The organism is Lentilactobacillus hilgardii DSM 20176 = ATCC 8290 (assembly GCF_000159315.1).
In the GTDB taxonomy this organism is placed as follows: Bacteria; Bacillota; Bacilli; order Lactobacillales; family Lactobacillaceae; genus Lentilactobacillus; species Lentilactobacillus hilgardii.
In genome coordinates this window covers 66,516-79,312 of the sequence record NZ_GG669996.1, presented here as the reverse complement: position 1 = coordinate 79,312, position 12,797 = coordinate 66,516, and the positions used below count along the sequence as shown (strand labels likewise).

General features: G+C 37.3%; 9 protein-coding genes and 1 pseudogene. 3 read left to right on the top strand and 7 right to left on the bottom strand.

The window, feature by feature from the left end:
* Window positions 1-56: 56 nt before the first annotated feature.
* The 4 genes from HMPREF0519_RS11000 to HMPREF0519_RS10985 all read right to left on the bottom strand — a co-directional run bounded on the left by HMPREF0519_RS11000 (window position 57) and on the right by HMPREF0519_RS10985 (window position 5,134).
* Entirely contained in the window at window positions 57-1,523 is a 1,467-nt protein-coding gene (locus HMPREF0519_RS11000; protein WP_003636232.1) for a UDP-glucose--hexose-1-phosphate uridylyltransferase, read from the bottom strand.
* Window positions 1,524-1,528: 5 nt separating this feature from the next.
* Window positions 1,529-2,530 carry a UDP-glucose 4-epimerase GalE gene (gene galE, locus HMPREF0519_RS10995; protein ID WP_003636229.1) on the bottom strand — a complete coding sequence of 334 codons (1,002 nt, stop codon included), beginning with the start codon at window positions 2,528-2,530 and terminating at the stop codon, window positions 1,529-1,531.
* A gap of 26 nt (window positions 2,531-2,556) precedes the next feature.
* On the bottom strand, window positions 2,557-3,723 hold the full coding sequence (locus HMPREF0519_RS10990; RefSeq protein WP_190870465.1) for a galactokinase: 1,167 nt from the start codon (window positions 3,721-3,723) through the stop codon (window positions 2,557-2,559).
* Window positions 3,724-4,105: 382 nt separating this feature from the next.
* The gene (locus HMPREF0519_RS10985; protein ID WP_003636225.1) at window positions 4,106-5,134 is read right to left on the bottom strand and encodes a YeiH family protein; all 1,029 of its coding nucleotides are present in this window, start codon (window positions 5,132-5,134) and stop codon (window positions 4,106-4,108) included.
* 115 nt (window positions 5,135-5,249) lie between these two features.
* Between HMPREF0519_RS10985 and HMPREF0519_RS10980 the strand changes: the two genes are divergently transcribed.
* Both HMPREF0519_RS10980 and HMPREF0519_RS10975 read left to right on the top strand, forming a co-directional pair.
* A complete protein-coding gene (locus HMPREF0519_RS10980; RefSeq protein WP_225428949.1) occupies window positions 5,250-6,134 on the top strand; it encodes a LysR family transcriptional regulator in 885 nt (294 codons plus the stop codon).
* Window positions 6,135-6,457: 323 nt separating this feature from the next.
* The gene (locus HMPREF0519_RS10975; protein WP_225428950.1) at window positions 6,458-6,853 is read left to right on the top strand and encodes a hypothetical protein; all 396 of its coding nucleotides are present in this window, start codon (window positions 6,458-6,460) and stop codon (window positions 6,851-6,853) included.
* Between the two features lie 97 nt (window positions 6,854-6,950).
* On the opposite strand, the gene mprF is transcribed toward HMPREF0519_RS10975, so the two are convergent.
* Entirely contained in the window at window positions 6,951-9,518 is a 2,568-nt protein-coding gene (gene mprF / locus HMPREF0519_RS10970) for a bifunctional lysylphosphatidylglycerol flippase/synthetase MprF (protein WP_003636223.1), read from the bottom strand.
* Window positions 9,519-10,036: 518 nt separating this feature from the next.
* Here mprF and HMPREF0519_RS10965 point away from each other — a divergent pair.
* Complete coding sequence (locus HMPREF0519_RS10965; protein ID WP_003636220.1) at window positions 10,037-11,260, top strand: DNA/RNA non-specific endonuclease; 1,224 nt, start codon at window positions 10,037-10,039, stop codon at window positions 11,258-11,260.
* Between the two features lie 527 nt (window positions 11,261-11,787).
* On the opposite strand, the pseudogene HMPREF0519_RS13435 reads toward HMPREF0519_RS10965, so the two are convergent.
* Window positions 11,788-11,886: pseudogene (locus HMPREF0519_RS13435) on the bottom strand (CRISPR-associated endonuclease Cas2); the annotation flags it as partial.
* Between the two features lie 79 nt (window positions 11,887-11,965).
* The coding region (locus tag HMPREF0519_RS10960; protein ID WP_003636218.1) for a cation diffusion facilitator family transporter at window positions 11,966-12,797 on the bottom strand (832 nt) is incomplete at its 5' end.

Sequence of the window (12,797 nt, the reverse complement as noted above, 5' to 3'; positions counted from 1 at the left end):
TGCCAGACCAACATCAAGCCCGGTAACATTCTTTTCTAATTAAATCATATAGATAATTATTTCAATTTTTGAATGAAGAGATCAAATGCATGTTGACCTTCATCGTTCCACTTATAAACACCGGCGTCTTCAAGTACTCTAGCAAATACCAAGCCGATTTCCTTATCGACAATTTTCTCGACGTTCTCTGGAGTAAAGTCATAACGCGTTTTCAGTTCATCAGCCCACGACTTATGGTAATCTGCCATTTGATTATCATGACCAATCAAATAGTTTTGGACTTCTTTCATTTCGGCTTTTAGTCGTGCAGGTAAAATAGCTCGCCCCATCACTTCAATTAAACCAATATTTTCTTTCTTAATGTGTTGAACATCTTGATGAGGATGAAAAATCCCGTCCGGATACTGGTCTGAAGTTTGATTATCACGAAGGACAACGTCCAATGTAAATTGATCACCCCTTTTATACGCAATCGGTGTGACCGTATGATGACGAACACCATCAGTATAAGCACGAATATCTACCGTCTCATCAGAATACACCTTCCAGGTATCAGCAATTTTCGCAGCTGCTACAACCACCTTATTTGCATCTTCACTTTGCAGACGAATGGTTGCCATCGGCCACCTCACGATGCCTGCCTTCAACCCTTCAATCCCCAAGTCAACCGGTCGATCTATCCCAGCTTTCATCATTGGAAAATTGTGCCGACCTCCCTGATAATGGTCTTGCGCAAGTAACGAACCACCCACAATTGGTAAATCCGCATTACTTCCAACAAAATAGTGTGGAAATTGCTTAATAATATCCATTAAATTGATGAAGGTCTGCTGATTAATTTTCATCGGAACATGCTTTTGGTTCAGAAAAATGGCATGTTCACCGAAATAAGCATACGGAGAGTACTGAAAGCCCCACGGCTGACCACCAATCACCATTCTAATAACTCGGTGATTGCTTCTTGCAGCATAACCCAAACGACCTAAATAACCTTCATTCTCAATGGCTAAAGGACCAACAGGATACCCTGTCGCTTTTTTCTTTCCTGCTGCCGCAATCGCCTTAGGATCCTTTTCCGGTTTTGACAGGTTAATGGTAATTTCTAAATCACCATAATCCGTTTCAGCCTTAAAAGATATGTTTTTAGCAATTGCTCGTGTTTTAATATAATCGTTATTTTGACTAAGTTGATAGAAGTAATCAGTTGCCTTATCAGGTGACTGTTGGTAGTCATTCCAAAAGATCTCGTTTACTTTAGAGGGAATCGGGGTCAATAAGTCCATCAACTGGTCTTCAAGAATTTCACGATTTGTAATAGAATCTTGGATTCTTCCGTGCTTGATGGCAAGTTGAACCAATTCATTGGCCAAATCAATCGGTGAACTATTTTTAGTAGTATTACCAAAACCATCCCCAATTAACCGAAATACTAAGTTGATGACATAAATTCGGTCAACATCTTTGTACGGTGAATCCGATTTAATAATTAAATCGACAAATTTTTCAACTGCTGACTCACTCATTCTCCCTAGTTTCCTTTCCTATCGTCATAACCCTTTGGATGGGTTTCTTTCCAATTCCAAGCTGTCTTGATAATTTCATGAACATCATCAAATTGAGGATCCCAGCCTAAAACTTTTCTAGCTTTGTCGCTTGCTGCAATTAACGTGCTTGGGTCTCCTGCACGACGTGGTCCCATTTTGGCAGGAATTGGCTTCCCTGTGACATCTCGGGCAGCTTCAAGCATTTCTTTATTAGAAAATCCGGTTGAGGATCCCAAATTAAAGGCATCACTGTCATGTCCGGCTTGAAGATACTTCAAAGCCAGAATATGAGCATCTGCCAAATCAACGACATGAACGTAATCACGAACATTTGTCCCATCTTTAGTATCATAGTCGTCGCCAAAAATAGTTAATTGATCGCGCTCACCAGCTGCAACTTGAAGAATAATAGGAACTAAGTGGGTTTCAGGATGATGGTCTTCACCAATTGAGCCATCCGGCTTAGCGCCAGCTACATTAAAGTACCGAAGAGCGACAAATTTAATACCGTAAGCAACATCACTCCAGTGCATAATCTTCTCCATAGCAAGTTTACTTTCACCATATGGATTGGTTGGTACTTGAGGATCGGTTTCCTTAATGGGAATTTGTTTTGGTTCGCCATAAGTAGCAGCGGTTGATGAGAAAACAATCTTCTTAACGTTATGCTCATGCATCACTTCTAATAAGCTAATCATGCCATAGGTATTATTATCAAAATACTTCAACGGCTTTTCCATTGATTCAGGAACAACTGAAAATGCGGCAAAATGAATAACACCTTCAATATCTTCCTTATCAAAAACCCCACTCAAAAAGGTCTTATCCCGAACATCGCCTTCATAAAAACGTGCTTTGGGGTTAACTGCGGCACGGTGGCCGGTTACCAAATTATCAACAACTGCTACGTCGTACCCTTTTTCAACTAACCGGTCAACAGTATGTGAGCCGATGTAGCCGGCGCCACCTAATACTAAAATTGCCATCTTAATATCCTCTCCTTCTCAATTAACTACTTAATCTCTTTTGGACCATCAGAAATCTCAGCAATATAGAACTCTGCCGGATGACCGATTTCTTGTTCGTAAACTTTGCCAACATTCTCTTTAAACGCATCAACCTTATCGCGGTCAACAATTGCAATAGCACAGCCACCAAATCCGGCGCCGGTCATACGTGCACCGATAACCCCTGGTTGCTTCCAAGCAGTTTCTGCCAATGTATCCAACTCTTTACCCGTTACTTCAAAATCATAGTGTAGTGAAATATGGGAGGCGTTGATTAATTTACCAAATTCTTCCAGATTATTATTAACCAATGCATCTTTAGCTTTTAATGTTCGTTGATTTTCAAAAACAGCGTGACGCGCACGACGAATTAAAATATCATCGTTAATTAAATAACTATTTTCATCAAATTCCGATTCACTTAAATCACCAAGCGTCTTAATCGGTAATTTGGTCTGCAGCCTTTTTAATGCTTCTTCGCATTGCGCACGACGCTCATTATACTTGGAGTCCTGCAATTCACGGTGTTTCTTCGTATTCATGATAACGACCACTCTGTCGCCCATTTCAACGGGAACATATTCGTAATCTAAAGTATTAGTATCCAATAAGATTGCTTGATTAGTTTTACCCATTCCAATTGCAAACTGATCCATAATCCCAGTTTGAAGACCAAGATAGCTGTTTTCAACTAATTGGCCATATTTAACAAGCTCCACTTCATCAATATTGAATTCATAAACATCATTCACAATTTCAGCAGTCAATAATTCAATGCAAGCTGAGGAGGACAGACCGGCAGCATCTGGTAAATTACCATTAACTGCAAGGTCAAATCCATGATCAAGCTTGTGACCATGGTCAATGATCTGCGCAATCATTCCTTTAGGATAGCTTGCCCACCCGTCGGCTTTGCTGTAGGCTAAATCATCTAACGAAAATTCAATAATTCCTTGATCAGCAACGTTTGCAGAAAATACTCGAACTTTATTATCTTTACGTGCACCGTACGCACCATAAATGCCCATGCTGATTGCGCATGGAAAAACGTGACCACCATTAAAATCAGTGTACTCACCAATCAAATTGATTCGACCAGGTGAGAAGAATACTCGGCTGGAATTGTAACCGAACTTATCATTAAATACTTTTTTTACATCAGAAGAAAGCATGAATTTCATCCCTTTACAATTATTTTAGTAAATTTTACTCAAATACAAAATACCTCATTTTGATAGCGTTGTCAACTGCATCTTTAATACAATGTTAGAGATTGCTCAATAATATTATCAGCAACATGCCTGACGTATCAGTATTCATTGCACTATCCAATGCTAATTTCACAAAGTTTTGGAAGCGCTTAATTTTTTTGTCCTTTAAATATTCTTAGATTGGTAAAGTCCAGTAAATTTCTCAAAAGAAGCCATTTTTTTGAGAAATATGTCGGCCATCATATCAAATTTTTTAGTTTCCAAAAAAGAAAAAAGACCAAATAAAAATGGCTAAATCAGCCACTGTTCATGCACCAATTTAACCATATAGAAATCATTTATTTTAAAAGAATGTTTTGCCTACAACAATTGTAAACATCAGTAGAATAACTGACGATATAAATGCTGCCAAAAACACATTTTTTCCTCGTTGGAAAATCACACGGAAATTAACACTCATTCCAAGAGCGGCCATCGCCATTCCCAAGAACAGATAGGCAGCTTTAACCAAAAGGGCTAACGTTGCCGAACCAATTGGTAAAAATGTTCCTATCACACTTGCAATAATAAATCCCGCCATAAACCAAGGAATTGGTAAATGCCTTTTTTCTTGACCAGCAATCAACGGACTGGTTTTCTGATACCAACCACCTATTATTAGAGCAGCAGGAGCCAGCATCAATACCCTGGATAATTTAGTAATAATTGCAGTATCCAAGCTAATTGGTCCGCCTGAACTTCCCGCCGCCACTGCATGGGCAATTTCATGTAACGAAGCACCGGTCATAACGCCAAATTGAGTTGGTGTTAAATGAAGCAGTGGTTTAATTCCAATTTCAATCAAAGTAAATACCGTTCCTAAAATGGCAACAACGGCAACGGCGAGTACTTCGTTCTCACGTTGCCTTGCCTGCTGACTTTCAGCAACTTTGATTTGAGGAGAAATTCCCATCACGGCAGCGGCACCACAAATCCCTGTTCCACTTGCAGATAAAATGGCTAATTCTTTTTCCACACCAAATTTTCTTGCAATAAAGTAGGTCATCGAGACAGTTCCGGTCACGACCACCACTGCTAAAAGGATTGTCTTCACCCCGGCTGAGGCTAAATCAATTAAATTCAATTTGAAGCCCAGTAAAATAATTCCTAAGCGTAGAAATTTATTGGAAATAAACCCGATTCCCTCTTTGGACGTTTCAATCGGTCGCTTAAAAACTTGAAATACCATTCCTAATATCAATGAAATAACCAACGCGCCAATTAAGCTGAGATAAGGCTGACTCCCTAAGAAATTCCCCATTAATGCACAGATGAGTGTCAGAATCAACGCAGTAAAGAAGCCTTTGGTTCTTAACACACCATAATTTTTCATTTGTTTACCTCCAAACGTGATTTACTCGTAAAATATTACCAGAAATCAGCGATTATAGATAATTATAATGTATAATAACAATATAAATAATTCTTATTATGGTGGAGATTTTATTGTGCTTGACAGACGATATGAAACATTTTTAACTTTAGCAAAAACTGTATCCTATACAAAAACGGCCCAAAAATTATACATCACTCAACCGGCAGTTACTCAACAAATAGCAAGTTTGCAAAAGGATCTTCAAATTGAATTAGTTCGCTATGAACGACCAAATCTGATTATTACTTCTGCCGGTAAGGAATTAGCCAAGTATATAGAAAATGTCAGGATTAAAAGTCATCAGCTTTTGCAACATCTACAGAGACCTAATGATAAACGATCACTTAAATTTGGCGCTACCTTATCTTTTAACACTATCGTAGAACCAAATTTCATTAAACATATTGCACCGAAGTTCACTAATATTGATTGCCTAGTTGCCAATACCGATCAAATTCTAACGCAAATTGATAATGGCCAAATCGAATTTGGACTAGTTGAAGGCAACTTCAAGCTTTCAGATTATGATTCTATTCCAATTTTTAAAGATGATTTTATTGCTGTATGTAATCCTCAAAATCCACTGGCTAATCAAAAAAGGGTCGATTTAAAAGCGTGTTTAAAATTTCCGCTTTTACTTCGAGAGGTTGGATCAGGGACACGATCAATTCTGGAAGATTGGTTGGCAATGGTGAATCATTCGGTATCGGATTTTTCTAAAATCATTACGATAGGTGACATGTCAACGATTATCAGCCTGCTGCAAGCAAATATGGGCATTAGCTTTATGTATCGATCATTACTCACCGAAAAGCTTTCAACCCACCAATTAGTTCAGCTCCCTTTAACTAGTTTTGATATTACGCGAACGCTTAGTATGGTCTTTCAACAGCAAAGCTATTATGAAACTCAGTATCATCAATTAGCAGATGATATTAAAACTATTTTAGCGAAATAATAGAGGCAAGACTACAAATAATTTAACTCATTTTGTCCCTGAATCTTTGACCAACCATCTCTTTTAACTCAGTTAGTCATGAACATAGTCACATTCTGTTCACATATCATTCACAAAAAAGTCATAACTATTTTTTATAATGCATGGTAGATAACAAAATTAGTTTGAGGACAACTCAGTTTGAGAGGAGCATTTTCTTGCAACGTTTGGCCACCTACAATTCCGTTCATTGGAAACTTCCATCAATTATTTTAATATTTTTAGTATTGAGCTTGTCTACATCGGCTTATCTGCTCCTTCACAACAGGAATCCTCAAATAATTATGAATCAAATCGCAAAAGATCAAAGTGGTCGAACCATTGATAAAAAAAGCGTTGTTGCATTATCAGCAGACAGACACGGCGATCAAATTGTATTGGGATTTACAAAAAATAACAATTTAATTGTTCAATTTCGGCAAAGAGTCTTTGGAGGATATTCTACAAAAGGCTATCATATCAATCAAATCACAAATCATGATTTTAATAAGCCATTCCAATTGAAAAATAACGTAAACCAGAAACACATTAATAATTTCGTTTATGGTGTCTTAAAAAAGGATCAGACTGCACCACAAATTAAAGGTAAAAAGCTATCTTTGATCAATCATCACGGTCACCGCATTTTTTACGCATTTACCAAACCGAATGAGAGCATTCAAGTTCAATTTAATCATTAACAAGCAAAAAACAGTTAGTGCAAGTTTCAATGCACTAACTGTTTTTTTGCTTGGGATCCAAATTCAAGAGAACAGTTGCTTAAAAAATCTCCAACAGTTAATCGGCAACCAGCCATTTAAACAGCCCTATTCGGATCCGTTTTTGTGGCTTGTTAACCACTGGCAGAATTTGAAGGACTGAAAATGCAAGTGAATTTCCACGGTAATAAGCAATGTACTTAGGCTTCCATTCATCAACATACTTATTTTTATATGATCTCAATCCTTCAAAACTATATAAATTATATCCATATTCATAGATTAAATGTACGATTCTTTCCTGAGTAAAGCTAAAGCGAGATGTTCCAACATTGGAAAGAGGTGACATTCCCAAATCAAAGTATTGATACCCTTCCTCATGGGAATAATGATATAAATTGACCAAAATGCCATCCATAATACCGGATGGTGCTTTAGACGAAGACCTCATCAAATCAATTGACGTGATTTCATGATTACCATCCGGCATAAGATTTGCAAAGGCAACAATTTCGCCGTTTGGATCCCTCATGACTGCAATTGGTGCCTCATTTAAGTACGTCTCATCAAAAAAGCCAAGTGAGAAGCCCTTTTCAGGTCGATTATCGAGCCATTCATCAGATATTACTTTTAATTTACCAATTAGTGTCTGATCGAATGGTGGCTGTAAAAGTTCGAACTGGTACCCCTCACGATTAAATTTATTCATTAAGGCACGTTCGCCCCGATGACGCTTACCACTAAGCGTAAATTCGTTTAAATTAACTAATCCATCCTCACCGGTTTTAATAAAATCAAATCCGCTTTCGTGAAGTCGCATTGTTAAATCTTGATTAATTTCATAAAATAGCAGCTTATAATCCTGTTTATCAGCTTCCGTCATGAAGTGGTCAATAGCGGTCATCATTTTACCTTTGTTTCCAACAGGTTCCCCCATGATCAAAATCTTATCCGCTGTTTTCCGAAACATAAAGAAAACCTGATCCTGACCATTCTCCTGATAAAAATATAATTGTTTATCACGAAGAAAGGCAAGATGACTATTTTCATTTCCACCAAACTTATTAATAACATTTCGAACACGTTCAGCATCAAATGGTTCGTACAGCCACGACGGCCGATCAGCGGACAAATACCGATTAACAGCAAATAGTACCAACAAAGCAATTACCAAGCCAACAAAGCCAACCAACCAAGCTGCTTGCGATGGAAAAAGATATGCCTTGTCAAAATGCAACGGCGTATGTGGATTTGCTGCAATTCCAACCAACGTGTAACCGATAAAGGTAGTGACAAACAATGATCCGTTAAAAAGCAACACACCCCATGAATTAGCCATTCGATCTCGGTAAAGAACCTTTCTTGATAACCAAAGAAGAACCAGAATAAGAAGAAATAACGTGACCATCCGCCAAGTGAACGCTTCATTAAACCATGTATTTAAGACTGAAATAATTAGCACAATCACAGTTGGCCAAAAAGCACGTTTTGTCCGCGCCCATACGCCACTTGCTAAACCAATCAATAAAAATGCCACAATAATATTCATAATATGGCTAACAAAGAAAATTGAATATGGAAATAGTCGAATATAAAGTCGGTTAACAATCACAACATTGGGCACAGTCGCAAATAAGAGCATCATAATCCCTGAGAAATACATAAAGATTGTCAACAGAATTTGTGCAAATCGTCGAATTAAGATTTGGGGTAGATTGTCCAGGAAGGTATTAATCTTATTCCCAGTATCATGGACAAAGAGCGCTGATCCGACCACAAAGGGCACTAAATAATAAAATGTCCGATAAAGCAGGATCCAGACCAAAGCATCACTCCGACCAACACCAATAAATCCAAGACCGATGATAATAAAGATATCAAATGAACCAAGGCCTCCAGGAATCATCGAAACAACTCCGGCAACATTGGCGACCACAAAAATAGGAACTACTGCTGCAAAATCGATGGGTAGCCCCATCAAGTAACCAACTAGGACAAAGAACCCCAAAGCACTTGACCACTCTAATAATGATCCGGTTGCCATAACAAATTCCTGCTTGGTCGAAAGATCGTGAAAAAAATCGGATTGGTTCAGTTTGGTGAAAATAAAAACAGCAGGGAAATAAATTGCGCCACCCAAAAGCCATATCCAGTAATGAGAGAAGACTTGACCAATGCCAAATCCAAAAATCATGATTAAGGCCACAAAACACAAAAGCGATAGACCTGAAATTAAAAATAAAGCAACCTTTGAAATTGCATAAAGAATTTGCTTACGAGATGCCCCTTTACCATAAAAATGAGCTCGAAGACTTGCACCAAGTAAGCCGCCAAACCCCAGCAGATTGGTAAAGGTATTGACGACCCAACCACTTTTAACAATGTACCATGGAGAAAACTTGGTTGGTAAAAATCTTACAATCGAAAAATCATAAATCAGCATTGGTAATATCGAAACAAAACCAATTATCAGCATTAGCAAAAGTGATAGATCTGACTGATTCGCTAAAATTTGTTTAAACTCTTCACCATTAATTTGCCGAACGATTTTTGCCAATTGTCGAACAACGAAAATTAAAACGGAAAACACAAATAACAATTTGATAATTGTCATCCGTTTATCAAGAAAGGCTTTTAACTTTGCCAATTAACTCACCCCAAATATAGATATCTTGTTTTATTATGCCAATTAATGACATGGATAACAAGGGATCATGCCCGAATTTGTTGCAAGCTTATTAGTTGGTTAATAAATCTTCACAATATTAAATTCTAGAATTAAACATCATTCGATGCCTGAATTATCCCCACCATCTCTGACATTATTTGTTAGCACTCAAAGTGGCATTTACTTCCAACCGGTCACAGTTATTTAGTCGAAAAAAGTGCGATTTTGTCTACATTTCTCATCAATTCTTTTTTCAGCCAACGCTTTTGCTGTTGATCAACTACAAAACAAGTATCATAAAGAATTGTTATTTTCTTTTATATATTGATATAATTATTAACAAGACAATATTATTAATCAATCGTGTTTTCAACGCGTTCACAGTAATTATCGCTAGAAGAGACGATCAAAGCCTACAAGGGGATGCTTAAACTAAAACAATTGTCCAGACACTGAAGACTATAAAAGCTGAAAACGCCTTTGACAGGGCTTAATATTTGGGGGATATCATTGTGCATCAAAATAATAAAAAGGGATACACCTTTATCCCAAAGTACATAATTATTTTTGTAACTATATTATTAACTGGTGGATTACTTTCAGCCTGCGGAAATGGCCAAGCAAATCTCTCCTCTAAAAATCATTCATCCAAAGTAACAGCAATCAGCAAAGAGTCTGACAATTCAGATTCAAGCCATAAACAAGTTGAATCAAATTCAACCAGTTCCAATACGCAACATCATAGCGCAATTTCTCAAAAATTAGTAACGGCTACAGATAAAGAATCTGCTGGTCCAACCAGTAACTATTATTGGGTGAACGGCAAGGCACACATTACCGGTTTTAGTCATTTAAAGGCTGGCGATTACCGTTTTACTAAAGACAAACAGGGACGTTCTGCCACTGCCAGAGCAGTATTAACGTATGCCGAGTATCAATCATCCAAAGGCTCTCGACAAGGTGAACCGCTAGCTCCTCCAGCTTGGCCTTCAAGCAATCCAAAAGTTGCAATCAATTATTGCCTCACTGGACGCACTTATCATGGTTATCTATACAACCGTAGCCATTCAATCGCTGATAGTTTACTAGGCAGTAAATCCTATACGTCTGAATATAATTTCACTACGGGAACTCGACCTCAAAATGTTGGTGCGGATCAAAGCGGTGGCATGAGATATGCGGAGGAAACAGCCGAAAATTACTGGAACAATTATCCCGGGACTAAAAACACAATTGACTATGAAACCACTCCGGTCTACAAGGGAAATGAAAATATCCCTCGCGGATCCATTGTAAACATAAAGTCCTCGGATGATGTCCTCAATACCGAAATTGTTGTTATCAATTCTGTGGAAGGTATCAAGATCAATTACAATGACGGTAGTAGCAATGCTAAACCAATTACCAGCCCCAACTCGCGCACAAAAAAGAATCAATCTTCTTATTCAAATGGCGATTATCATGGAAATTCGACTTGCACTTCAAAACACCAAACCACAAGTAGTCAAACGACCACAGGTACAACAAGTCAAGCCACTAATAAAACAACTAAGGAGGGCCAGTGGACAGTTGCTGCAGCCGGCATGGTCTTTGTATCTGACAGTCAAAAATATTATTCTCGAGTTACCAACCCAACTAATTATCAATATGTAAGTGAGACTCAAGCCACTGCTAATGGTGCAACTCGGGCTGCCCGTGGGAATCAATACGCACGCCCTTAAATATTATTAGGTAAGCCTTTATCATTTCATTCTTATTTGTAGTATGCAGAGAATTTATATTCTGCATGTTATTTTATACATTTGGGCATTTTATCCCTTTATACTGGCTTCAATTAACTAAAAAACAATGTTACCTTCAAGATAATTCAAAAGCGCATTGCATCAGTAATTAGTACTGATACAATGCGCTTTTTATTTTCTAACTTAAGCCGATTCTAACTCTCTTACTTAAGAGTAGTAACGCCTTTTGCCTATATAACAGTATCTAGAGAATCATGTTCCATATTTGTTCCACAAATACTCTATTTTTTGTTTTATTCGGTGTGAATTAGCCGTTTTATCGTATCTATATTATAGAGGTGATAAACATGAGAAAAGAAACCTACTTTAGGGATAAAAATTTATATATCGAATACATTAACGGTGTGATCTATCTTGATGACCAGTTAAAGCCGCGTCTGTATTCGGATCAAACCATCAGTGATTTCTACGAACTAATAGAACGTTGCCTATTATATAGGATCAATTTGTAAATAGAAAAAGCTCACGTTAATCAATGCTTTGCGAAACTTCCGATAAGCTCGCCATTCCTCATTCGTTTCAACAGGCAGGTCAAACATTACCATTAGTGCACATTCTAGCTAAAACAGTGTCATTATTGGATCCTTTGCTTGATATCCCCCAATTCTCCCCCAAATGTGTTATCTATACATTCTTGGGGATATAGGGAATTACTGTTATATTTGTATCAATAATACCAAATTCTTTTCTAAGCATTGCTTCAATATCTTCACATAAGTAATAGCTATTCAAAACACTCATTGTAGGCAATAAAGCAATTGTTACATCAAGAAATAATAAATTTCCACTATAATGAGCCTTAAGACCGTACACCCTATTAACATCAGAAAAATCATTTATTTTTGCTTTAATTTCATTTTCAAGCTCAGCGTCAATGCTATCAGTAAGGTTACGTGAATTTTCCTTAATAATACTAATTCCAGACGCTAGAATAAAAAGTCCGACAATTATGCTAGATACATTATCTAACCAATTAATCTGAAAAAGTAAACTAGCAAAAATTGCTACGCCAGTGCCAATGCTGGTTATTGCATCCCCCAAACTATCTTTAGCAGCAGCCGATAATGCTGCATTATGAAATTTACGTCCAGCTTTTTTATTCAATAACCAGACAAATAGCATTACAAAGCTTGCTATTATAGCACCAATTCCAGTCATAGACTCGGGGATATTTTTCTTGTCAATCAATAAACCATTAAAACCAGAAAATACAATTTTTAATGATAGCATAAAAATAACTGTACCCGTTATTATATTAAATACAGTTTCAAATTTTAATTTAGATAATTGTCGCTTGGGATTTCTCAAATATGTTTCATTAAAGTCACTACTTCTTTCACGTTTTTTTCCTCTAGCAATCCATAGACCGATGATTAATAGCAAAGTTGAAACAATTCCCGATAAATTATTAACCGCATCGGCTTTTAAAACAGCTGAGTTTCCAATTATTGAAAGA